This window comes from Cyclobacterium sp., assembly GCF_014762705.1.
In the GTDB taxonomy this organism is placed as follows: Bacteria; Bacteroidota; Bacteroidia; order Cytophagales; family Cyclobacteriaceae; genus Cyclobacterium.
The window spans coordinates 63,936-88,607 of sequence record NZ_JABURL010000117.1; the positions used below are offsets into that span (position 1 = coordinate 63,936).

26 protein-coding genes and 1 pseudogene are annotated in these 24,672 nt (G+C 41.6%); all 27 read right to left on the reverse strand.

The genetic code is table 11. The annotated features are described in order from the left end of the window. The 27 genes and pseudogenes from HUJ21_RS23285 to HUJ21_RS23415 all read right to left on the reverse strand — a co-directional run bounded on the left by HUJ21_RS23285 (position 1) and on the right by HUJ21_RS23415 (position 24,236). Positions 1-2,265: a heavy metal translocating P-type ATPase gene (locus tag HUJ21_RS23285; RefSeq protein WP_291373268.1), complete on the reverse strand. Its 2,265-nt coding sequence runs from the start codon at positions 2,263-2,265 to the stop codon at positions 1-3. 107 nt (positions 2,266-2,372) lie between these two features. After that, positions 2,373-2,873: an AraC family transcriptional regulator gene (locus HUJ21_RS23290; RefSeq protein WP_366483813.1), complete on the reverse strand. Its 501-nt coding sequence runs from the start codon at positions 2,871-2,873 to the stop codon at positions 2,373-2,375. Between the two features lie 222 nt (positions 2,874-3,095). Further along, on the reverse strand, positions 3,096-4,145 hold the full coding sequence (locus HUJ21_RS23295; protein WP_291373271.1) for a class I fructose-bisphosphate aldolase: 1,050 nt from the start codon (positions 4,143-4,145) through the stop codon (positions 3,096-3,098). Positions 4,146-4,170: 25 nt separating this feature from the next. Continuing rightward, positions 4,171-5,382 (reverse strand): annotated as a pseudogene (locus HUJ21_RS23300) (MFS transporter). Positions 5,383-5,396: 14 nt separating this feature from the next. Next, entirely contained in the window at positions 5,397-7,493 is a 2,097-nt protein-coding gene (locus HUJ21_RS23305; protein WP_291373273.1) for a copper-translocating P-type ATPase, read from the reverse strand. Positions 7,494-7,505: 12 nt separating this feature from the next. Continuing rightward, positions 7,506-8,237, reverse strand: a complete 732-nt coding sequence (locus tag HUJ21_RS23310; protein ID WP_291373276.1) for a PPK2 family polyphosphate kinase — start codon at positions 8,235-8,237, stop codon at positions 7,506-7,508. After that, positions 8,234-8,425: a hypothetical protein gene (locus tag HUJ21_RS23315; protein WP_291373277.1), complete on the reverse strand. Its 192-nt coding sequence runs from the start codon at positions 8,423-8,425 to the stop codon at positions 8,234-8,236. Before HUJ21_RS23315 ends, HUJ21_RS23310 begins: the two co-directional genes overlap by 4 nt. 65 nt (positions 8,426-8,490) lie before the next feature. Next, positions 8,491-9,165 carry a rhodanese-like domain-containing protein gene (locus HUJ21_RS23320; RefSeq protein ID WP_291373279.1) on the reverse strand — a complete coding sequence of 225 codons (675 nt, stop codon included), beginning with the start codon at positions 9,163-9,165 and terminating at the stop codon, positions 8,491-8,493. Positions 9,166-9,202: 37 nt separating this feature from the next. Continuing rightward, positions 9,203-10,507 carry an APC family permease gene (locus tag HUJ21_RS23325; protein ID WP_291373280.1) on the reverse strand — a complete coding sequence of 435 codons (1,305 nt, stop codon included), beginning with the start codon at positions 10,505-10,507 and terminating at the stop codon, positions 9,203-9,205. A 23-nt stretch (positions 10,508-10,530) separates the two neighbouring features. Next, complete coding sequence (locus HUJ21_RS23330) at positions 10,531-11,211, reverse strand: hypothetical protein (RefSeq protein ID WP_291373281.1); 681 nt, start codon at positions 11,209-11,211, stop codon at positions 10,531-10,533. A 445-nt stretch (positions 11,212-11,656) separates the two neighbouring features. Continuing rightward, complete coding sequence (locus tag HUJ21_RS23335; RefSeq protein ID WP_291373283.1) at positions 11,657-12,016, reverse strand: hypothetical protein; 360 nt, start codon at positions 12,014-12,016, stop codon at positions 11,657-11,659. 216 nt (positions 12,017-12,232) lie between these two features. Then, positions 12,233-13,267, reverse strand: a complete 1,035-nt coding sequence (locus HUJ21_RS23340; RefSeq protein ID WP_291373285.1) for a hypothetical protein — start codon at positions 13,265-13,267, stop codon at positions 12,233-12,235. Between the two features lie 146 nt (positions 13,268-13,413). Next, positions 13,414-14,433, reverse strand: coding sequence for a type II glyceraldehyde-3-phosphate dehydrogenase (locus HUJ21_RS23345; RefSeq protein ID WP_291373287.1), 1,020 nt, complete (start codon positions 14,431-14,433; stop codon positions 13,414-13,416). A gap of 4 nt (positions 14,434-14,437) precedes the next feature. Next, a complete protein-coding gene (locus tag HUJ21_RS23350; RefSeq protein WP_291373288.1) occupies positions 14,438-14,944 on the reverse strand; it encodes an ion channel in 507 nt (168 codons plus the stop codon). A 60-nt stretch (positions 14,945-15,004) separates the two neighbouring features. Next, positions 15,005-15,205 (reverse strand): hypothetical protein, encoded by a 201-nt coding sequence (locus tag HUJ21_RS23355; RefSeq protein ID WP_291373289.1) that lies wholly within the window; start codon positions 15,203-15,205, stop codon positions 15,005-15,007. Positions 15,206-15,331: 126 nt separating this feature from the next. Beyond that, positions 15,332-17,380 carry an AarF/UbiB family protein gene (locus HUJ21_RS23360; RefSeq protein WP_291373291.1) on the reverse strand — a complete coding sequence of 683 codons (2,049 nt, stop codon included), beginning with the start codon at positions 17,378-17,380 and terminating at the stop codon, positions 15,332-15,334. 26 nt (positions 17,381-17,406) lie between these two features. Continuing rightward, entirely contained in the window at positions 17,407-19,089 is a 1,683-nt protein-coding gene (locus HUJ21_RS23365; RefSeq protein WP_291373293.1) for a vitamin K epoxide reductase family protein, read from the reverse strand. A gap of 38 nt (positions 19,090-19,127) precedes the next feature. After that, positions 19,128-20,168 carry an NAD(P)-dependent oxidoreductase gene (locus HUJ21_RS23370; RefSeq protein WP_291373295.1) on the reverse strand — a complete coding sequence of 347 codons (1,041 nt, stop codon included), beginning with the start codon at positions 20,166-20,168 and terminating at the stop codon, positions 19,128-19,130. A 14-nt stretch (positions 20,169-20,182) separates the two neighbouring features. After that, positions 20,183-20,494, reverse strand: a complete 312-nt coding sequence (locus HUJ21_RS23375; RefSeq protein WP_291373297.1) for a hypothetical protein — start codon at positions 20,492-20,494, stop codon at positions 20,183-20,185. Positions 20,495-20,614: 120 nt separating this feature from the next. Next, complete coding sequence (locus HUJ21_RS23380) at positions 20,615-20,977, reverse strand: DUF5676 family membrane protein (protein ID WP_291373298.1); 363 nt, start codon at positions 20,975-20,977, stop codon at positions 20,615-20,617. Between the two features lie 165 nt (positions 20,978-21,142). Then, positions 21,143-21,628, reverse strand: coding sequence for a hypothetical protein (locus HUJ21_RS23385; RefSeq protein ID WP_291373300.1), 486 nt, complete (start codon positions 21,626-21,628; stop codon positions 21,143-21,145). A gap of 4 nt (positions 21,629-21,632) precedes the next feature. Then, positions 21,633-22,466: a universal stress protein gene (locus HUJ21_RS23390; RefSeq protein ID WP_291373302.1), complete on the reverse strand. Its 834-nt coding sequence runs from the start codon at positions 22,464-22,466 to the stop codon at positions 21,633-21,635. After that, a complete protein-coding gene (locus HUJ21_RS23395; protein WP_014022544.1) occupies positions 22,463-22,807 on the reverse strand; it encodes a P-II family nitrogen regulator in 345 nt (114 codons plus the stop codon). The genes HUJ21_RS23390 and HUJ21_RS23395 overlap by 4 nt, the downstream gene beginning before the upstream one ends. Then, positions 22,804-23,016, reverse strand: coding sequence for an SHOCT domain-containing protein (locus HUJ21_RS23400; RefSeq protein ID WP_014022545.1), 213 nt, complete (start codon positions 23,014-23,016; stop codon positions 22,804-22,806). The genes HUJ21_RS23395 and HUJ21_RS23400 overlap by 4 nt, the downstream gene beginning before the upstream one ends. Positions 23,017-23,242: 226 nt before the next feature. Further along, complete coding sequence (locus HUJ21_RS23405; RefSeq protein ID WP_366483816.1) at positions 23,243-23,518, reverse strand: YHS domain-containing protein; 276 nt, start codon at positions 23,516-23,518, stop codon at positions 23,243-23,245. Between the two features lie 3 nt (positions 23,519-23,521). Continuing rightward, positions 23,522-23,911, reverse strand: coding sequence for a DUF302 domain-containing protein (locus HUJ21_RS23410; protein WP_291373307.1), 390 nt, complete (start codon positions 23,909-23,911; stop codon positions 23,522-23,524). 16 nt (positions 23,912-23,927) lie between these two features. Further along, complete coding sequence (locus HUJ21_RS23415) at positions 23,928-24,236, reverse strand: hypothetical protein (protein ID WP_291373309.1); 309 nt, start codon at positions 24,234-24,236, stop codon at positions 23,928-23,930. Between the last annotated feature and the right edge of the window lie 436 nt (positions 24,237-24,672).

The following is a 24,672-nucleotide window of genomic DNA, read 5'->3' on the forward strand; positions in this document are numbered from 1 at the left end:
TTAAATTTTTGCTGCTTTCAACCGCAGACTATTGGCTACTACCGATACCGAACTGAAGGCCATCGCCATGCCCGCAATCATCGGGTCAAGTAAAAAGCCGTTTACCGGATATAAAAGCCCTGCTGCTATCGGGATACCGATAATGTTGTAAATGAATGCCCAAAAGAGGTTCTGACGGATACCCAATACGGTTTTCTTAGATAGCTTAAGTGCTTTAGGTATGGACTGCAGGTCTGAAGTTATTAATGTCATCTTCGCCACATCCATGGCTATGTCAGAACCTTTGCCCATCGCGATGCTGATGTTGGCTTGTGCAAGAGCATGTGAGTCGTTGATGCCATCCCCAACCATCGCCACAATTTTTCCTTTGGCTTGTAGCTCTTTTACAAAATCTGCCTTGTCGGAGGGCAACACTTCCGCTTTGAAGTGTTTCAAACCCACTTGGTGAGCAACCGCACGAGCTGTTTGTTCATTATCTCCAGTGAGCATATACACTTCAATGTTTCTTTCCTGCAGGGTTTCAATGGCCTTCTTAGACGTTTCCTTGATCTTATCGGCAATTGCCAGCACAGCTAAAGCCTGATCTTGATTGGCAAAAAAGACTACAGTCTTGGCTTCCTCCCGAAGTGTTTTTGCTTTTTTGTCAAGTTGATTACTCACGTTGATATTATGCTCGGTAAGCAATCTTTGGTTACCCATATAGAACCTCATGTCATTTTCATCAATTGCTTCAACCCCCCGCCCCGTACTGCTGTTAAACTGGGAAATGGTTGCAGATTTAATGCCTTCCTCTTTTAGCTTTTGAACCACCGCTTCTGCCAAAGGATGTTCCGATTGCGACTCCATGGCCAGTACCATGGGCTTGAGCTTTTCAGATTGCCCCTCATCTTCCCAAAAGATATCCGTAACGACCGGCTTCCCTTCGGTGATGGTGCCCGTTTTGTCTAAAACAACAGCATTTACCTGATGTCCCAATTCCAGGCTTTCAGCATCTTTGATCAGAATATTGTTTTCAGCACCCTTTCCAACACCTACCATAATAGCGGTTGGGGTAGCCAGCCCCAAAGCACAGGGGCAGGCAATCACCAACACGGCTACCGAGGTAAGTAACGCATGCGTGAAGGCATCATCTCCACCTACCAACATCCAGGTGATAAAGGTCACGATGGAAATAGCCATGACGACCGGTACAAATATTCCTGCTATTTTATCTACCAGCTTTTGAACCGGGGCCTTACTGCCCTGGGCTTCCTGCACCATTTTGATTATTTGGGCAAGCAATGTTTCCTCGGCTACTTTTTCTGCGATAAAGCGGAAGCTTCCCTTTTGGTTTACCGTTCCGGCAAAGACTTTTTCACCTTTTGTTTTCTCTACCGGTATGGGTTCTCCTGTAATCATGCTTTCATCCACAAAAGAATTTCCCTCGGCCACTTCACCATCTACAGGTATTTTCTCACCTGGACGAACCAAAATGGTATAACCCACCTCAACCGAGGCAATTGGCATTTCCACTTCCTCTCCATCCACAATCACTTTCAAGGTCTTGGGTTGCAAGCCCATCAGTTTTTTGATGGCAGAAGAAGTATTTGATTTCGCTTTTTCCTCCAATACTTTTCCCAGTGAGATGAACGTAATGATCACGGTAGCCGCTTCATAATACACATGTGGATGTATGCCCCGGCTGTGCCAGAACTCAGGAAATAAGGTATTGAACAAACTGAAAATGAATGCAATCCCTGTACTCAGAGCCACCAAGGTATCCATATTGGCCTTCCCATGTTTAGCTTGCTTATAGGCATTAATGAAAAAACTTCGGCCAAACCAGAATAAAACCGGAATGGTAAATACCAGCGATATCCATCTGCCCGGCACCCAGTCCATGTAGAACATACCCAGAATGAATACGGGTAGCGTTAATATAGCAGCCCAAATGGTTCGCTTTTTCACTGCCTGATAGTTTTGTTCCTGAAGTTCTTGCTGCACTGCCGAAGGATCTTCTACATCTATTATGATGTCATAGCCTACCGCTTGTAGGGCTTTTTGTAAATCATCGTGGGAGACTGATCTGTTGTATTCTACTAATACAGTGCTACTGGCAAAGTTTACGGTTGCTTTATTCACTCCATCTGTATGGATAAGGATGGACTCCACACTTGAGGCACAGGCAGCACAGGTCATGCCTGTTACAGGAAAAGAATCTCTTATTATTTCTTCTTGCTTATCAGACTGCTTGCTTTTAGGCTCGAGAATATCTATATCTTCCATGGTAAATCATTAATGTCCGTTAAAAAAAATGGACTATACAAATGTCGAAAGTGCTATGAGGATTTGTATTATAGGATTTGCTAAACGTTTTATAGAACCTTCAGTTTTCAGATGTTATCCAGTGTTTTTCGCTTTATTCCTATCGTATTCTTAAACTGAGTGGGTGGCATGCCTGTAATTTTCTTGAACTGACTGCTGAGGTGCGCGGCACTGCTATATCCTAGCTGAAAAGCCATCTGGCTCAGGGTAAGCTCATCATAGATCATCAGTTCTTTTACGCGTTCTACTTTCTGACGGATGATGTATTGCTCGAGGGTAATGCCCTCCACAGATGAAAAAAGCATGCCCAGGTATTTGTAGTCATAATTGAGTCGATCAGCCATGTATTCCGCCCACTTTATATCTAAAACGTCCCGAGTATGATGTATTTTCTGAATAATCAAATTTTTCGTCTGTTCGATCAGCCTGCTTTTGCGATCATCTATAAGCGAAAAGCCTATTTCCTCCAGAGCCTGATTTAGCTGCTTTTTCGATTCATCATCTATGGTGTGCTTAAGATCAATCTCTCCCAACGCTACATTTGCGTATGGTATTTCAAGCCTTTCCACTATTTGCTCAACTGCTGTTAGGCACCGTGGGCATACCATATTTTTAACATGTAATTTTATACTCTCCGCCATCTTAAAATTGTATTAACACTTCAGTAAATAAACGCTATTCCCTGCATTATGATTTAAAAATTCAGTATTTGATGTATGAAATTATAGTCTTCTTTGGATGTATGGACCCAAAATTTAAACGACCATTTCAACAAAACTTGAAACATTTCTTTAAGCAATCGTAATTTCTCGATCCAGGTACACTTGTTGGATCAGGTTGAGCAGTTCCATACCTTCCTTTCGCGGTCGCTGGAATGCCTTTCTTCCTGAAATCAAGCCCATGCCACCTGCTCTCTTATTGATCACGGCTGTCTTTACTGCATCTTCATAGTCGGATTCTCCGGATGCTCCACCAGAGTTAATCAATCCTATCTTACCCATGTAGCAATTTGCTACTTGATAACGGCACATATCAATGGGATGATCTGAAGTGTATTTGGCATACATTTCTTCAGACGTTTTGCCGAACTTTAAATCTCTAAAACCTCCGTTTGTATCCGGTAGTTTTTGTTTGATGATATCTGCCTGAATGGTTACTCCTAGATGATTGGCCTGACCTGTCAGGTCAGCAGCAGCATGGTAGTCCTTATCATTCGTTTTAAAAGCCTCATTTCGGGTGTAGCACCATAGGATAGTGGCCAATCCCAGCTCATGGGCATAAGCAAATGCTTCTGAAATTTCACGAACCTGCCTATTTGATTCGGCTGACCCAAAATAGACAGTGGCTCCAATAGCGCATGCACCCATATTCCAGGCATCTTTTACAGACCCAAATAAGATCTGGTCATGCTTATTTGGATATGTAAGTAACTCATTGTGGTTAATCTTGACGATGTAGGGAATCTTATGGGCATATTTCCGAGAAGTCAATCCAAGTACGCCAAATGTTGAGGCTACTCCATTGCAACCCGCCTCCAAGGCCAGTTGTACAATGTTCTCCGGATCAAAATAGTCGGGATTAGGCCCAAAGGCACTCCCTGCCGTATGCTCAATACCCTGATCAACCGGAAGAATGGATAAATAGCCTGTTCCGGCAAGGTTGCCACTGTTATATAACCGGGCTAGTGCATTGAGTACCTGCGGGCTTCTGTTGGAATTCAGAAAAACCTTATCCAGATAATTAGGCCCTGGTAGGGTAAGCCTTGTTTTATCAATCGTGTCACAAGTATGTAGCAGCAAGTGTTCTGTCTGATCGCCTAAGTATTCCGCTATTTTTTTCATTTCAGTTATATTTAATGTTGAGCTATTATTTATTAAATTTTAGTCCCGGCATGGTAAAAAGAGTTACTAGCAGTAGGATTATCCCGATAATCAGAAATGGCCATGAGCTACCAAAAGAATAAATCCACATACCAAACAACGGCCCCAATACCTGACCGATACTATTGGTGGAGGATTGAGTGGACAAATAAGTCCCGGTATTGTTTTCATCAATAAACGAGATCGAGGCGATCAGGTTTGGTGTCACCATCGCCCCTCCTGTGGCAAAAATTATGATCATCGTGAATACATAGAAGTCAGTAGTCATTAGGGTGAAAATACCCATTGATGCGGCAGCCAGTAAAAACCCTATAATCAGTTGCAGCCTCATAGGCAGGATATTTTCATTGAAACTGGCAAAGATGGGTTGTAAAACAGCCATGATCAAACCACAGAGCATAAACCCAAGACCAACCTGTGCGGTATCAAAGACAAGGATATCTTTGGCATACACGGAAAAAACAGTTTCAAATAGCGTGAAGGCCAATTGTATCACCAACGATAATAGTAAGAGCCTTAAAAAAACAGGGTTCGCCAGCATCCCCATCATTATGGGTTTTCCTTGTGGGTTATTTGTATACTGCTTCCTTGGTTTTTTGAGCCACAGCACAACGACCACTAAAGCAACTATTCCTAACAATGCAACTGCAAGGAAAGGCACACTAAATTTATCCAATAACAAGTGCCCCAATCTGTTATTAAAATGTAGATTGGTTTGAGCCAAATAACCACCAATCATAGGCCCAGCAATGACACCTGCACTAACAGCCACTCCTGACCATGCAAGTATTTTTCTTCGTTGCTTACTACTGGTAAGGTCACTCAGGTAAGCATTGCTCACCGGTATAACAGACGATGAAAATATACCACCTAAAATACGGGCTACATATAGCATGACTAATGAAGTTGATAGCCCCGTCATAACCTGCATAATGACAAAGCCTTACAACCCCATAATGATCAGTCCTTTGCGACCGAAACGGTCGGATAGCTTACCCCAAACAACCGCAAATAACAGTTGAAAAAACGGGTAGATACTGGTAAGGATGCCTATGTGATAGTTGATATCCTCGTCAGCCACTACACCGGACTTTAGGGCAAGTCGTTCCGTATAGTAGGGTAAAACGGGTAGCAACACGCCATACCCACTCATTACTACAAAAATACTAAGCAATATAATCGCTATCCTGCCAAGCATTTCCAGATTACCCACTACTTGTTACCAATCTTTTTCTTCAACAATTGAGCATTGATCGCAACAATGATGGTACTCAAACTCATAAATACAGCTCCCACTGCTGGGCCCAATACAAATCCCGAAGAATAAAGCACCCCAGCCGCAAGAGGAATGGCAATGACATTGTAGCCAGTAGCCCATATCAGGTTTTGGATCATTTTGTTGTAAGTGGCTTTACCAAATAAAATCAGACTGGCAATATCATGTGGATTGCTGTTGACAAGAATAATATCAGCCGTTTCGGCCGCCACATCGGTACCTGAACCCACCGCGATTCCAACGTTGGCTTGCGCAAGTGCCGGTGCATCATTTACTCCGTCACCTGTCATTGCGACAAACTCTCCCTTGGCTTGTAACTCCTTCACAATCTCCACTTTCTGATGGGGTAGCACTTCTGAATAGTAACCGTCTAATCCCAGTTTATCACTTACTGCTTTGGCGGTCTTTTCATTGTCTCCGGTTGCCATCAACACTTTAATGTTGTTCTTTTTAAATACTTTAATAGCCTCTGCTGATTCAGGTCTAATTTCATCCGCAAGGGCAATGTACCCTGCCAATTTTCCGTCAATTAAAACAAAAACAACTGTTTCAGCGGCATCACTATAAGCATCTTCAGGAATAGAAATTTTTTCATCTCTTAAATACCCAGGACTTACCACCTTAACTTTTTTACCATCCACATTGGCCTCAACTCCTTTGCCCGTAATCGCATTGAAATTTTCAAGCTTAGGTATTGTGACATTGTCTTCCTTAACCTTTTTTATAATTCCTACAGCAATCGGATGCTCGGAACTTTGCTCTAAGGCACTCGCAAGTCTTAACACTTCGTTTGAGTCATAGTTCTTATCTACGGATTCAATCCGGGTAACTCCAAAGTCCCCTTTGGTCAATGTTCCTGTTTTATCAAAGAGTAAGACTGAGATTTTACGCGATTCTTCAAAAGCAGTTCGGTTTCGAATTAATAAACCGTTCTGCGCAGACACAGCTGTAGATATAGCAACCACTAATGGAATTGCCAGTCCTAAAGCATGTGGGCAGGCAATCACCATTACGGTAACCATTCTCTCCAGGGCATACACAAAAGGAAATCCTAAAAATAACCAGATGGCCAGTGTACCAAAGCCTATCGCCAATGCGATATAGGTAAGCCACTTAGCCGCACGGTCAGAGAGATTCTGCATCTTGGATTTGGACTTTTGTGCTTCTTGCACCAGCGTAATCACCTTATTGAGGTAGCTGTCTTTGCCCGTATGCTCTACTTTTACTTTTAGAGAACCGTTTCCATTGAGTGACCCGCCAATCACTTTATTTTCCAATCCCTTTTTTACAGGTTTGGATTCACCCGTCAACATGGATTCGTTCAGATAGCTTTCCCCTTCTACAATAATTCCATCAGCAGGAACTTTTTCACCAGGTTTGATGAGGATAATATCATCTTTCTGTAAGTCTTCCAATTTTACATCTTCCACACTATCCCCTTTTACTCTATGTGCTTCCGAGGGCATCATACTTACCAAAAGTTGCAAAGCTTTTGAAGCTCCAAGAACTGACTTCATTTCCAGCCAATGGCCTAAAAGCATGATGTCAATTAGGGTAGCCAACTCCCAGAAAAAGTCTTCTCCCTCAAGGCCAAATACAGTCGCAGAGCTATAAAAATAGGCCACACTGATGGCCATAGAAATTAAGGTCATCATACCGGGAGCTCCCTCCTTCAGTTCGCCCTTTAAACCTTTAAGAAAAGGCCATCCTCCATAAAAATAAACGAAGGTTGAAAGGCCAAAAAGGATGTAAGCATTTCCGGGCAATAACCATTCATAGCCCAAGAATCTCTGTATCATTGGAGAGAATACCAGAATTGGGATGGTGAGAATCAGGGCGATCCAAAAGCGCTTTTTAAAATCTTCAATCATCATTTTATGGTGATCATGTCCCATTTCACCATGTCCAGGGCTATGACCTGAATGACTGCTTTGTCCACCATGTTGATGACCTTCATGCCCCGAATGATCTTCATGCTTTTTACTTTCTTCGTGCCTATGATGGGTGTGATTATGCTCTTTATGATTTTCCATAATGTCGATTTTTTATTTGTTTGGGTAATCCAAATTAAGTTTTTCAAGCTGTTCGGCTAATATTTTAGCAGCAGTATAGTTGCGAAACCAACGCTTATCTGCAGGGATGATATGCCAGGGCAAGTGATCACATGCATTAAGTAGGGTATTGTAAGCCTCCCGGAAATCATCCCATTGGTTGGGTACCAGTTCATCTTCTTTCGTATACTTCCAGCGTTTGTGTGGTTTCGTTTTAGGCTCTTCAATACGCTCTATCTGCTCATCAGCAGATATATGTAAGTAGTATTTCAAGATCAAAGTATTATTGGCTAGCAGGTGATGTTCCAATTCATTGATCAAATTGATGCGGTGATCCAATACATCGCCTGATAGACTTTTATTGACGTTAGGCACCAAAACATCTTCATAGTAGGATCGATTAAAGACCCTGATCTTTCCTTTCTCAGGAAAATGAGGATAAATGCGCCACAAAAAATCATGTTTAAGCTCGTCAGCCGAAGGCTTTTTAAAAGAAGTAACCTGCACACCTTGTGGGTTCATGCCACTAAAAGCATGACGGATGACCCCATCCTTTCCCGAAGTGTCAAGTCCTTGCAAGACGATGAGCATGCTGTACCGACCATCTGCATAGAATTTATTTTGCAACTGAAAAAGCTCCTTTCGGATTTTTTTCAGCGCATTTTTAGTTTCCATTTTGATCCCTTCTTTAGGTGGTAACGTGGATATGTTATCTAACTCAATCATATGTCGTTCGTTTTAAGTTTTTGAACCATTGCTCCACTGAGGCTGCTACTGTATACCTCATAAGCATTAACCAATATACCATTAATACCATCCTTGCCACTAATGGCATACACAATGCTATTATCGTCAGGGCTACTCATGCCTTCAAACCGATAAAAAGCACCCACTTCAAAATCTTCCGGATGCAATTGTAGTTCATCTTTTGTATGAATTATATGTCAAATTTTTTAACAGATATGAATTATGCATTTTCTCATATTTTTTCCACTATCAACCCCAATGTTATCCAGTCATGCATTCCGCCTCGATAATATAAAATCCTATCGGCCGGATACCCCGCTTCCACGAGGTTCTTGATGCCTGTAGCGGATTGCGGGCATTGCGGGCCATTGCAAAAGAAGATAGTATGCTTTTTTTCATCTAACTCCTCTTTTCTGGTCACTAATTCATCGTAAGGGATATTTTCAGCGCCGGGAATGGTTACCCCATTGGTAGAATCAGGTTTTCTGGCATCAACAATGGGCAGCCCCTCTTTTTGGTGTTGGTACACCTCCAATTCCCCGACTGTTCTTACCCCCACGGCAGCCTGTATTGGCTGAATACGGCCCCAGGTCGTGTCCACTTCCACCAGTCCTTCCTCAATATTTTTGGCTATCATTCGGTTATGGTTCCTCTTCCCTGTCCTTATTTCCGAAATGTTCACGTTTTTCATTTTCAATTTATTTATCATATCCAAATCAGGCATGCCAATTGACGCTACCCTTTCGTTCACAATTAGCAACGGTGAATGCTTGAATTGATATTTTTCAACTAGATCTGGATGTTCTTCAAAATATTTGACCGTATAGGGTAAATCTGCATTTTGCAATTCTTTTTCAAGTATTGGCCTGTGTTGACAATCTTTTGTTGCTACAATTAAAATTTCCATAACAATTTTATTTTTTAGTTATTTAGTGTTATATAAATTATTCTGGTTCATCCGTTTTCCATTGTAAAAACCTCCTTTCTCCAACAAATACTAAAAACATCAGTACTATGGAAACCACAATTACCAAAAAATCATTGGATACCTTTATCCAGAGGAATGCGCCTAATACAAGAAGGTCAAGTAAAATGGCGGCAATAACAATGGCAACATTGACATTTATTTTTTTTCTAAGATTTTTTAATACACCCCATTGGAGTATTACATCCATTGTTAGGTAAAAAATAGCTCCCAGAGAGGCAATACGGGTTAGATCGAAGAATGCCGTGAGGGTAATGGCAATAATCATCGTATAAATCAGCATGTGCTTTTGCAATCGCCCCGGCATTTCGAAATGTTTGTGTGGGATTAGATTTATTTCCGTGAGCATGGCGGTCATCCTTGAAACGGCAAACATGCTGGCAATGACCCCTGAAATAGTAGCTACAATAGCAATACCCACAGTAAACCATAAACCGTACTTTCCAAATGCAGGTTTAGAAGCTTCTGCTAGCGAAAAATCTTTTGCGGCTAAAATCTCTGGGATTGACAAATTGGCTGAAACTGCCAAAGCCACGAGTAAATACACCAACGTGCAAATAAAGAGCGAAATCATAATGGCTCGCCCCACATTCTTATTAGGATTTACAATCTCACCACCGCTGTTTGTAATAGTTGTAAAGCCTTTATAAGCCAGAATGGTAAAAGCCAAAGCTGCTATATAACTGGTTGCTGTATAGTCACCAGAAACAGAGGAAGGTAAGGCTTCAGCAAATGAGAAGTCTGCTGCCCACAGACCCCCAATGGCGAATATAGCAAGACCTCCTATTTTGATGACTGCCATCATCAAGGAAGACCGGCCAATTACCTTATTACCAGAAATATTGATTAAAAAGGCAACTACCAACAATAAAATGCCCAAAATAGGCACCCAAATACTATTTTTCTGCACATCAAAAAGTTGTAAGGTATATGCTCCAAATGTCCGGGCAACCAAGCTTTGACCAATCACCATTGAAAATGCCATTAAAAGTGATCCCGCAGCAGTGATCGTACCTGGTCCATAGGCTTTTTTGAGATACATGGCGATACCACCTGCTGATGGGTAAGCATTGGACAACTTTATGTAGGTATAAGCACTGAAATAAGAGATGACGGCTCCAACCAAAAAAGCTAAGGGAAACAAAGTCCCTGAAAGATCCGCCACCTGACCAAGTAAAGCAAATATACCGGCACCTATCATCACTCCGGTGCCTAGCGCCACTGCTCCGGTTAAACTTAGGCTATTCTTTTTGTAGTTATTCATTAAGTCGATTTAGAGACATTAAGTCATTTGTACCCACCTTTATAACTCATAGTGAAATAAGCTCCGTCATTCTCCGTGAATTTCTGATTTAGTAATACATAATTTTCTGTCATATGCTCTTCTACAGTATAATTGATCGTTTTAATCTTAATGCCCATCATGTAAGCTTCTACCACAGCTTTGCTGCTAATATTTATCTTCCCATTTTCTGTTTTCCTGTTTCTGTTTTTAATCGTAACCAAACTTTTCGAGCCAAAAAAGCTTAACACTCCTGACGCTATGCTCATCTTCAATTGAATGTCTTTTAGTTCCTCGTTACTTTGAAAGTCATATAACTGTTCAAAATCTTTCGAGGTCACCTCCACTTTTATCTTTTCATCATTAGGATCACTAAAAGGAAATACGTTCACCAGCACATCAAACGCTTTGGGATTACATTGGTAAGTGGTGGTGTATTTTTCATTTAGTTCGCCCTTTTCATTGTACAACTCCGTAACCACTTCCACTATATACGTTTCACCAGCTTGCCTTAATTCTCCTATTAAGAATAGTTGTTTACCTAAAAGCTGTCCGTTTTTATCAAAGTTTTCACGTTCAATTTTTTTCCCTGCTATCTGATCAATAAACATTCCTTTCCCCTGACCATACGAAATAATGGGCGCTATTTGTAAAAATGTCATTATAATTAACAAAATGCTTCGCATGTTATTTTCTTTGTTGAATGTTGATTAAGAGATGCTGTCTACTTCAGAACAAATTTTCCTTTGCTTCTTTAAGGATTCCTTTTATCCGTGTTTCAGCAATTCCTATTTCATTTAGTAGTTTTGGTTTATCACAAAGCCCCTTGCATAGCACTACCATCTTATCAATCAGCTTTAGCTTTTCGGGTTTCGTGAGGGTGGTGAGGCAGGTAATGGGATGTAAACCGGCTAAATTAATCCGATCACTTAAACTTCCTTGTTGTGGATAATCCCAGCCTATGAGCACCAACCCAGAGCATTTACCATATTGAATGGCATCTTCGGTAAACCGGGTATTGGTCACCACCCAACCTTGATGAAACTTACTTGCGTGATCTTTCTTTTTTTTCCATTGCTTTTTTACATCCTCAAACCGGGAATTGATATAGAGTGGAATTTTTACATTGCACTAATACCCCTGTCTGTTATGAAATTTGCACTCCACCATTATGTGCTTAACATCCTTTTCGGCGGCAACATCTATCTCGTGAGATACACAATGGCCTTGAATGACCACTCCGAATTTAGTGCAGTACCCCTGATATTTAAGGATTTCACTTACAAACCTTTCAAAGGGATATCCTGAAGGCCCCAGCTCAAAAATTGCCTGCTTGATCTTGTATCTTCCGGCAACAGATTTTGAATACTTACGTAGCATAGAAAATGCCTCATTGTATATTTTTTTTGTGGCCATTCCATCAAAAAGCTGTTTCTCAATTTCGTTCACTATCTGATCTATTTCAAATGAACCAGCCCCTGCTCTTTCCAAAGATTGCCTCAATTTTATTGTTGAAAAAGCAGCTCATTCCCCAGAAGCTTTTGTGATGAAAATGGTCTTTTCTGGCATTTAAAGTAGTTTAACAATCCGATGTTAAAGTTAAAATATTACCCTCAGTGGAGTTTACGATATCTCACTTTCGATGTATGAAATTGTGTCGAATGAGATCCGTAGCCTCTCTCTTTAAATCTCTTGCAAATGAATCCTTCAACCTTGGATTAGCTCAGAAAGGAGAGCGTTCATATTTACCTTGGCAACTGCGGTATGCGTGTCTGCCGCACCATAATATATATAAAGGTCTTCTCCGAATTGCGCACTCCCGGTAGGGAATACCACATGATTTACCACACCTTCCAGCTCCCAATTTTCAGTAGGTGAAAACAAAGGTTGCTTTAATCGTGCAATAACCTTTTCCGGATAGTTTAAATCCAGAAGTGCGGCAGTCGCATGATAGGTCTTTCCAATAATGGTTTCACATACTCCGTGATAGATAATTAGCCACCCATCTTCTGTTTCTATTGGTGGGCACCCTGCTCCTATATAGTTAACTTCAAAATCATATTTGGGGTCCAATACAATGTGCGATGTCAGGTCTTTTAGGTAATCCTCCCAAAATGATTTGGTCAGGTCTTCCCAACGCTCAAATTGTACCATCTGGATACCGGGCCAGATACGGTGCAGCATTACAAATTTTCCGTTGATTTTTCTAGGGAATAGTACTATATCCTTGTCTCTCAAAAGCCTGTGCTTTTCATCCACCAGTCCCATTTCCGCAAAAAGATTGTAATAGTAATAGTATTTCGGGTTTAACATTCCTTCGTTACAGTGTTCCAGATGGTATTTGTACTCCTTATAATTAACCAGTGGGGTAATAATCCCTTTTTTTTCGAAATGCTTCAAGTCTTTTGAAATCGCCAGAGCACCCATGGCATTTATACCGTCATAGGCCGTGTATGTCAAATAATAAGTGTCTTCAATTTTAACGATGCGAGCGTCTTCTACTCCTTGTTTTTCATACTCGAGTTCGCAGGTTATAAGAGGCTGCTTGTGCCTTTCTACAATATCATTTGGCCCATTCGCTTTGGCATATCCAATGGTGGAAATATTGCCCTCCTCTACTGCCCGATAAAAAATATGCACGTTATCACCTTCCTGATAAATACCTGGGTTTAGCACTCCATTGTTTTCAAAACCTAATTTAGTGGGGCTAAGTATTACTCCTAGTTTTTCAATTTTCAACATATTATTTTACCTTATTGTACATGCACTCGTCCAACATCTGAATATCCCAGTGCTGGCCACCCATAATCTGGATATATATGGATTCAAACAAATATTGAATTCTTTGTCTCATGCTTTTTTCTGCAAAACCGATCGGTTTTATCAGCTCATCTGTTCACACCAAGACTTTTATTGGTCTTTTCGATCGACTTTTTGGCCTGGATTTCTATTCCGGTCAGTGCCCTGATGGCATCTATGGTTTCAGGGATTACAATGGCCTGATTGTCCACCACATAAGCGTAGTAAAGTTCATTGCCTTCTACTTTCAGCATGTCCTGCCAGAGGGCTACCTCATACATATCACCCCAAGGTCTTCCCATATCCAGGTACCTTTCTTTGATCGTATTGTTGGAAACCAAACCATCACTATAGTTTATGAAAGTGATCCGGCTGGAAGTCTGTAATGCTTCAATCACTTCTATTTTATCTACTTTTTTGGTAAGTCGTATATTCCAGTAATGCAGGTGACTGAGTGTTTCTGGTACTTTTACCGCCATCGTCACCACGTCTAGCTCGGGATCTACACTTTGAGCATCAGGTCCTTGATGACTGGGGATATCTTTTTCTGGGACAAGTGTATTCATAATGCCTCCAAGGTGACTTTCCCAGGGGTCAGTCGCTCTACGAAGCAAAGTTCCACGTGCGCTCTCCAGTAGTCCTGCTCTTTTCAACGCTGACAATGTTCTAACTATGGAGGTAGTGTTGCAGGAGACTACTCGGGTGCTTTCCCGGTTTATGGCGGAAGCATAATTGTTTTCTGCGCTAAAGGAATGCCCGGTGGTTTCGTGTTTTTCACCTCCCTGTAGGATAAATTTCATTTTACGCTCCCTATACATCTGCACGTTTTGGGAGGCAATTTTCTTAGGCGTACAATCCACTACCAGATCAGCCATATCTAAAAGATCAGCCATGTTACCTACCAGAGGAATACCTACTTGCTCCATGTTACTTTTAGCTTCAGGGGTAGCAGCATAAATGGAATACCCTTTGTTTACCGCAGTTTGTATCCGCCAGTCGCTGATCACATCACATACCCCGGCTAATTCCATATCATCTTGTCGTGCGATTGCATCGGCTACTCTTTTGCCGATTACGCCATACCCTATAAGTGCTATTCTCTTTTTCATCTTGTTATTGTTTTTTAATTGTAGTATGAATGTTATTTATGTTGGACAGTCCGAAAACGATCAGCACAAAGCTTTGACCGATCTCCATCATCACTAAAATTTTGGCAGGGGTAGTTATTGGCACGATATCTCCATAACCGATGGCAGCAAAGGTTACCACACTGAAATAAAACGTCTCGAATAAATACTCGAAGTAATGGAAGCTTTCAAATGGTTTAAATCCCAGAAAAGAAGATCGATTGGCAGCGACCAGACAAGTGAAATCTGCCGCATAGGAGAAAATAATGAGCATGACGAGCAGTCCGAAAATCCAGAGAAGTTGCCCAAAAGAATGACAATGTTTAATGGACTTATTGACCTGCCTGAAGGTAAAAAAGGTAAAGTACCCAGTCTTGATAAAGGCCAGAAAAATAACAAGATAAGGCACCCAGCTTAGGGCATGATCTACAAACTGCATAAGATAGACATACACAAGTGCTACAGTTGCGACCAACACGAGTGCGGAGCGCATCTGTTTAATAAGTTGTTTTAAAAAATTACTTCTTGTTATTTTATAAGTCATCATGTATCGTCAGTTAATCGCCTGTTGATTTTTGACAATTAAGAGTTTTTCCTGATTGTCTGGCATTTTTTCAAAGCTGGCCATCCCGCCTATGGGATAAAGAGTAATATCCATGGTGGGAACACCGTATGTTTTAGCTGTTAGTGCGTGGCCAAACACGTTCAGCACCTTGCAGCCAAATAAGGCCAGGATAAAAACCACTCTTCTCAACCCTTCGACCCAGTTCGTACCCCATTTGAAAATGAAGCATAAAAATCCAGCCTATTATGATACGGAATATCTAGTGGATAAAGACTTTGATGCCGGCATAGCTGCCGATGTACAGTGACCATTTTTTCATGCTTTTACGTTTTGTGGGTTTACTTTCCATCTGAAATCACAAATACCTGCTCCACCGGCAATGCTGCCGCTCCTTTCAAGGTGGCCGCCCCACTGTTCTGCGAGGGGGAAATCGAGCTTGCACCAGGTGCGATAGCACAAATCGCCCAATTCAAGACTTTTGAAGTAATCGGCTACCCGGCAGCGAGTACAGTTAAAGGCCACGGTGTATTCTCCGCCTTCTACGTCCTGCCAGCCATAATCGGGGGCTGTAAAGGGGAACATCCTGAAAACCTGCATGGTCAGTTCCATTTTTTTATAAGGATGGTCAGAAAACATTCCGGCAATTAGCATCGGGTATTCGCCCATCCGGGTGTAGATTTTCCAACCTATCCGGTAGATGAGGTCGGTGGCTTCATCTACGTTTTTATCTGCTTGTAGAAGCACCTTGTACAATGCCACGGTGGCACAGGCCAAGTGGATGGTAAAAGTGGCGCCCAGGGTTTCCTGTTTCGGCAGGCCGGGTTCCAGCCGTTCAAATTCTTTCCAGGTTCTGCTAAGTATTTGCTGAATTTGTTCTTGGTTAAATTCCTCCGTCAAAATTACATTGGCCGGTTTATTCAGTATGGCTTTGAAAAGCCCGGCATTGGCCTGCCCTTCTTTGACTTGAGTGGTAAGTTGGCCCAATACGGTATTCCAGGAGAAGGAACTGTCTCCATCTTTTTTATTCTCCGTGAAATCAGGAGGGATAATCTCCCCACTAAGGAGAAAAGCCGGCAACGCTTTCTCAAGCCTCGCTTTGATACTCGGCCCGTTCAAAGCCAGGCGCGCAAATTCCCTGGTGATGATGGGCCGGGTTACTTCTTCAAAACGGGTATCGGGAGCTAGTTCAAAGGTCAGCGCCTCAGCAGTGGTAAGCGCTTTGGCGTGCAGCAGCAAGTTCTCAGGAAATACATAGCCGTACTTGTAGCCGGCATTTATCATATTCAGGTACACCCTGGTGATGGACACCTCTTTTAAGCGGCTGGCGTAGAAGCTGTCCGCCAGCTTCTTGAATACGGCATAAAAAGCCGCTTCATCGGCACCGGGCAATTCGGTACACTGTTTTTTAAAATGATAGAAAGCCTGCTTCACATCATTTTGCACTACTGCCATCCAGTAAAGTACAAAACGGTTGCGCTCCACCTTGGTCAGCTCACCGTACATCCCGAAATCGAGCAACACAATTTTACCATCCTCCTTAAAAAAGATGTTGCCAGGGTGGAGGTCTGCGTGAAACAGGCCGTCAGAGATAAACATTTTCAATTCCATTTCGGACAGCCTGGTGTTCAGCTTTTCCTTTTTCGCTTCAGGGAGAAGTTTGATGGCTTCTTTCAGTCGCAGGCCCGATACCCGTTCCATCGTAAGTAACCTTTGGGTGCTGAACTTCCAATACACTTTTGGGAACAGGATGTCGTCCCAACCTTTAAAATTTTCCCTGAACCGCTCTATGGTTTCCCCTTCCTGTGCAAAATCCAGTTCCCGGAGGGTGTAGCGTTTGAATTCGCTGAAAGCTTTTGGCAGGTTTGCCCGCTGTATTTTTTTTGGGAAAATACGGTTCAGCCAACGGATTATCCCCTCGAACTCCTGAAGGTCTTTCACTATCCTGGCTTTTATATCCGGCCGCTGCACCTTTACCGCCACCTCTTCACCCGTATGCAAAACGGCAAAATGCACTTGTGCCAGCGAGGCTGAGGCCACAGGCGCTTCGTCAAATGATCGGTAGCTATCTGCCAGCGGTTTTTCCAGTTCGTCTGCAATTATCTGTTTGGTTGTGTTGAATGGAAATGCGGGGACATTTTCCTGCAGTTTTTCGAGGGCACGGATGTATTGGGACGGCAGCACATCGGGGCGGGTACTGAGTATTTGCCCCAGCTTGATGTAAGTAGGTCCCAACTTCAAAATGTCGGCAACCAGCCTGGCAGGAGCACCGGATTTCTTCCGGGCCGTTTCATCCTGGCGGATATATTTTTTGTAAGCGCGGTAGTGCTTATAAGCAGTCAGTAATATTTTCCATTTGGAAGCCATTCTAATTATATTTTATGTCATCATGGTCACACCACATATTTATCCCAAAGCCCATATTTTTCTTTGATTTTCCCTTTTGAAAAAGAAAGTGCCATTACCAAAAATCCCGTTAAACTTGTACTCAACGTAAACGCTGTATTGACATCTTCAATAAACCATGGCAGTACGGCCAGTACCAGGCCCAGCAATACATTTAAGTAACGTAAGCTTCTAATTACTTCAGCCATGGCCACAACCGCAAATACAATTGCAAGTGCCCCTCCCAAATGATTTAAATCGGCAAATGGAGTTTCTATCCCAACCCCGAAAACCGTGGGAGAGACCATCAACCAAATCCCTAAAACTGTTGATATCGTCAACATCCAGGGGAAGCTCATTCCCCAGATTGAAGATTTAAACACTACCCATGGGCGCTCATTAAATTCTGCCATTTCAGGGGAGCGTTGATCCTTTTCAGTAGAAAGTGCATCACCGCCTTTCCAAAATACTTTCCATAACGAATCCCCTTTTTGTTTTCGTTGCACCATATGCTGCCACATGGCAATCACTTCATCAATTTGTAATGGGATCATTGGAAGCATTACAATAGCTGAAAACAGGCATACCGAACACCAAGCCCCTACTGAAAGCGGCTGTGAAACGATTAAAAAAATGCTCACAAACCCAAGCGGGATTACCAAAATCCCAAAAAGAGTAACCATCCACGGCATGGTACGCCAACGGGAGGTTCCACCCATATATCCCATCAGAAATTCCAAAGTGTATGCAAGTGTTCCTAATGCAGCATCCGATATTGGAAAGGAGTGGGACATATCGGAATCTAAAACGGTCATGGTGCCGTCACCAAAAAAAGGATCCCAGGCATAGTCTATATACCCTAATTGAAAAGCTCCCAAATACCGGGATGCCAGCCACCCGATAAATGCCAGGCCAATCATAATAGAGCGCTGTGGCCAGCTTGAAGGGTTATAGCTCCAACCCGTAGGTACGTCACCGCCCATTTTCATAAACATGATCATGTTTGGCATCCCGGGAATAAGAATGGTCAATGCAATAATTAAAGCACCGATTAGGGTACTGTTATAATAAGCGATAGCTGTTGGAGCCCAGAAAATAAAGGGAGCCATACTGATCCATATCCCGATAAAACAAAGGATCCAAACGCTATATGGACGGTTAGGCTTGAGGGAACGCCATCCGAAAAATACCAGCAATACCCCACTGATAATATCGCTCCAGCGCATTGCGGCAATACGATCACTAAGGGAAAGCCACACATCTCTTCCGCCACTAGGCTCGACCACATTCTTTCCATAATCAAAAGTGAGAGGGGAAGTAATCATCCAAAAACCAAGCAATATGATTGTCCAGTAAACCCAGAGCGTTTGCTTATGGTGGTCTTGGAGCATCGTAAGGCGGTCATCAGTAGACATTTTCATACCGCCCATGTCCATGTGTCCATGACCGCCATGCTCTTCCGTATGCATCATAGGACGTGTGATGCCTCTTGAGCCCATACCTTCCATTTTGTGGCCTGACATTTCGGTTTTTGCTTCGTCCTTTTTCACTAAGGTCATTCCGCATTTAGAGCACTTGCCTGGTTGATCAGTAACGACCTCAGGGTGCATAGAACAAGTGTATTGTATCTTTTTAGAAGATTTATCCCCATCATCCTGATGGGACATTGAGGAGTGGTCGTGGCTTTTCATACTATGACATAATTAAGTGTTTGGGAATCTATTTATAGCTATTTTTTCAGGTTATTCTCTTGATAAAATTTCTTGGGATTAGCCTTTAAGTTTTCAATCATCTTGGGCAATGTCTCTCGTAAACCGTGTTTAGGCTTCCAACCCAGAATCATTTTAGCTCTGGAACTGTCCATTTCAAAATGATCATTAGCAAGATCGATCATCCAAGGTTTAATAAAAGCTTTGCCAAATAAGTTCTGCATAAATGCCCCCATTTTGGCAAACCATTTGGGAATCGAGATGATAGGCATTTTCTCACCGCGGATTTCTGTACTGATGATGTATTGCAACTCCTTGTACGATAAAGTTTCTTCATCTCCAATATTAATAATTGTTTCTGACGGGAGTTCTTTCCTTTGGTCTACGGCCAAAGCTATTGCATCGATGACATCATCTCTGTGTACATAGGTGCTGCCATGGGCTGTATTGGCCGGATAGAGTCGTGCTGCAATTTGTTTTTCGTAAATACGCTGAACTTGATTGGTGATAGGTATTGAACTACCATCTTCGCTGTATACGCCTGCTATGCGCATCATCACTACAGGAATTTCGCCTCGTTTTTCATGCATTACTTTTTCGGTCGTTACTTTCGATTTTGGATAATCCCATTTAGGTTCCAATGGTGAATCTTCCGTAATGAGCACCCCCGGAGAGGAAGGTTTGTAAACCAGCATGCTACTTGAGAAAATGAATTGCTCCACTTCAAAATCCTGTAGGAATTTTAACAGTCGTTCTGTGCCTTTGACGGTCACTTTATCGTACAGATCGGAGGGTTCCCCTAAAAAATCATAATAGGCGGCAAGGTGCACTACCGCAGCTATTTTGTTGCCATAGGCATAGCGAACTCTTTTGAAAGCAAAATCCATTCGATCATCGCTCGTAAGATCCACACATACACATTCTGCTTCTACGGGCGGAAAAGGAGAACCATCTTGGTCAAATCCAACTACGTGGTATTTTTCAGCCAGCTTATGAATCAAGGTCGAGCCTATCATTCCACTGCTTCCTGTCACAATTACTACCTCGGGTTTGTTTTTCATTTTGCTTGATTTTGTTATTTTCTCATTTCCAGATATTCAACTGTTTCTTTTACTGTAAGGGGGCATGTAGCATTTCCGTTACGGGTAAAAAACACCGTGTTTTCTCCTTTCGACAAATAAGCTGGTTCAGGAGAGTTTTCTATATCTACAACACATACTTTCTCTCCTTGTATTTGATGAAATGACACATGGTTTTTAAAGGAATATTGCTGACCAATATTATTGGCTATGATCTCAAAAATCTTTCTCTCATAGCCATCTGTATTTTTATGTCGCAAGGTTTTAAAATCACTTTCTAACCCTAATATTTCACCCCTGTCATCCACCCCAATTTAAGTAAGTAGGTGTGCCACAAAAATGACCAAATATGCTCCTATGAGCACATGAATTAAAATTAAATTAAGGTACTTCCTCTCCTTCTTAATTTCAACATTTATCTATCATTTTTATATTTCTTTCTTTCTATAACCTTTATTGAAAGAAACATTGTAAACAGAAGCTATCAAAACTCCAAATAACCAACCCAAAATAAACATCTCCACCAACCCAATCAGCGCTTCTGTCCAGGGGACGTCCATTCTGATCAAAGTTGTAGTGTCCAGCCCGTGGAGCAAACTGTTAAAAAATAGGATGGTACCTTCACGGCCTACGGAAGCCATAAGTATAATACAGCCCAGGTAGAAAACGACACCCGCTACTCCCCAAGCCAGTGCGAATTTTTTAATGTTGATGTGTTGCATGATCGTTTTCGTTTTTGGATTGATTTTCTTGATTACTGCCATGTCCAGAATGGCCTCCGTGCCCACCATGACTTCCCATCATAAAAAGGTGGCCCACAAAAAATACAATGATGAAAATAAATAGCGAGTTAGTTCCATTAAAGCCGAAAAACGGCAATAAGAAAAGCAGCAGGAAGATGCCCAGGCATCCAACCAGCATCCATATCATATGATTATTTCTCATAGTTTAGTTTTTTAGTGGTGACCAGGATGGATATCTACTCCCATATTTTTTTTATTTCTCATCATTGTTTCTTTGTCCATCATGCCTTCTTTGTGCATCATGTCCATCATCTGTCCCATCATATTGGGTTTATCTTTCATCATGTCCATCATATGGGCACACATGGACGAATCCGAGTCAGCCATGTTCATCATGTTGCTCATCATATTATGCATCATATCAGGCTTATCTTTCATCATGGCCATCATTTGATCATTGTCTGACATCATCATACCCATCATCTGCTCATTGCCTTTCATCATCATTTGGGTATGATCATCCTCCATCATTTTGGTCATCAATTGTTCAGCGTATTCATGATCGGAAATGATGGTATTAAATATTTCATTTCGGGTGTCATCATTTTCTAACATTGTGCTTACATCCTGTTGCTGACAGGCAGATAAAGCCGCTATCAATAAAGTGAGTGTCACTGCTGTTTTTAACGTATTTTTCATATCGTTATCGGTTAAGGTTAATACTTAGTATAGGTATATCGGCATGGTTTGCCAGGTTTTCGGTAATGCTCTTTCCTATCAGGTTAAAAAAGCCGGTCCTCCCATGTGTAGTTAATGCAATAAGGTCAGCATTTACAGATTCGGAAAACTTAAGAATGCCGCGTTCTTCATTTAGCGAATTGTAGATGTTGGTGGTGCAAGTGCCTCCGCGCGGGCAGGTTTCATGAAAAGCATGCATTTTCTCAAGGCTCCTGTCCGTCTCCTCAAATGAAAACGGCACATTGACATAAAGAAGGTGAATATTGGATTCGTTGAGATCAGCGAACTTCACCACTGTCTTGAAAGGTTCTTTGACATCTTCTTCAAAATTGGATGCAAAAACCACATTGTTAACGGGCCACTTAGACTTTTCTTTGATGATCAAAACGGGTACAGTAGCATCTCTCAGTACCTTTTGCGCATTCGATCCGATAAACATTTCTTTTGCACCCGATGCACCATGCGAACCCATGACGACAAAATCATGATGGTGGAATGGGATATGTTTGAGAATTTCCTCTCTACCCACATCAAATACGAGAAACTGTTTGCCCTTCAAACCTTTGGTTTCCACTTTATTTACCAGCTTATTAAGCTCGCTCTTCGCATGCCCGATTTCCTTTAATGTTTCGGGAAATCGCTGCTCCTTCTCCTTATCAAGTTTAACCCACGGCACAGGCGTGATTTGTAGGTGCAAAAAATGAATTTCCGCACCTGATTTTTCTGCTATGGCAATGGCAATATCTGCCGCTCGATTAGCTGTTTCTGAAAAGTCGGTAGGTACTAAAATATTTTTCATAAGTCTCTGTTCTCCAAGTCGGGTTCTAATGATTTTACTTTGACCATCTCACTAACCTCTGTGATATAAATAATGCCGTCCCCTGAGTGGGCTGTTTTTCCATTTTGATGTATAATCTCTAGTGCTGTCTTCACTTCCTTATCAGGTAAAACAACTTCCAGTTTTGCTATTTTAGCATGTGAAAATGGGTGCCTCAAAGACGGAAAATCCTTGCGCTCATCCGTGTAGTGCCCTGTTCCCTCTCCTTCAAAGACGGTTAGGCAACAAATTCCTTCTTGACGCAAATGATTTACAATATCAGGTAATCGATTCGGCCTGACGAAAGCTTTTATTTCCTTCATTTTAACAAGGTCTTTTTTATGTCTTCATATTCTTCTTTACTGATTTCTCCTTTAGCGTACCTCTTTTTCAAAAGATCCAATGGAGTTTCCTTTTTCGTTTTTTGCCCTGGTATTTCCCAGGGCGTTGCAAAAATCCAAACGATAAAAATCACCCAAATCACCCACCAGATGATGTGCATACCCCCATAATGTCCTTCAAACCAATGCATAATATTTATTTTTAAATTTTATTAACTTTTAAAATTACAGTATCAAGCCACTAAGGACTTGCACTTATTCAAATTTAGCATATTGCCCCGCTCTCTTTTTTTGAAATCTTGACTTTGATGTATGATATTCTGCTATCAAAACATCAATAGCTTAGTGGTTATAATCACCCAGGATCATAACTGTACCCATACCTACTACCATCAATCCGGCCATTACAGGAACCCTTCATTTACCACGAAAAAGTCCGGGTCTGCCCCCTAGAGCCATACTGAATTCTTCAGGATTCTTCTTAAATACCTGGAGACATTCTTCACTGTTGAAGTAATACATCTCATCATTATTTGAATACTGAAGTGCTGCATTTACGTCAACGCTATTCTCACAAACAGGATCAGCATGTTTCTTAGATGTCTGGTGATGATGACCCACCGAGCAGGAGGTATTTATGATCATTGTAGACCACGCCAAAGTATATAATATTGCTTTTCTTAAGGTTAACATGACCTATACATTTTGTAAGACATCGAGTAATTTCTGGCGAATATTCAAAGCCACTATTTCAAGGTCTTCATTGGCAATTGCCTGCATAGAGCTTATCGGGTCTACAACTGACACCTCGATATGACCATCCATAAGATCCTGCACAATCACATTACAGGGTAACATGGTGCCTATTTTATCTTCGGCCTTTAATGCTTTAAATGCGTACTCGGGATTACATGTCCCTAATATCTTGTAGGTATTAAAATCAATGTTAAGTTTGTGTTTCATAGTTTCCTGAACATCGATCTCGGTTAATACTCCAAAACCCTCTCTGCCCAATTCTTTAACCACATGATCTACTACATCCTGAAAAGAACTGTTTTTAACAAGTTTACTGTGATAATACTCCATGAAAAATCTTAATAAATTATAGTGTTTGATCTAATACCAACTGGTGAATATGTACTTTAATATTTTTGCTTTCCGAAAGCCTGTTTTGAAGAAATTCTGCACTAACCTCAAATGTTAACCCAAGCACACATTTGAGGTGTGACCCTCCTTCAATATGTTCCAGGGAACCTATTCCACTTATTGGCAGATCTGACGTTTTATAGTTAAGGGTTGCCCTAAACTCAAAAGTTTTAGGTGAATGCTTGCCTGTATCTATCTTATCTTCACCTTCACCACTTTTTGTGATGTTCAGCTGCCCCGCCAATATAATTTTAGCATCCTCCATAGAGGAAATGACGCGTCCAGAGAATCTACACCGGAATACAAAGAATTGGCGGGAAGGGTCATTTTAAAACAAGCCTCTTTGTAACCCAGTTCTGCAATAGTTTTTGAGAATGCAGGTTGATTACAGAGTCACCAACTGGAACAATCAGCAACACACGGCCATTAGCTGTATGATATAAATCCTGAGCTTTTGCCATATTTACGCTAAAGAAAATCATACATATAATTGCCAATGTGTAAAGTATATTCCTTGTAAAAGAGTCATTTCCCCTTTATGACCGAAATGTTAAATTGAACAAGGCACTTTTTCAATAACTAAAATGCAGGTATATTGACAGGGTAAGCAGAAAGTTATGGAAAAGCGGTTTAAGAGTTTGTCTTTGTTCGAGTTTCACGAGCGGTTTCCCGATGAGGAAAGCTGTGTGAAGTACCTGGCA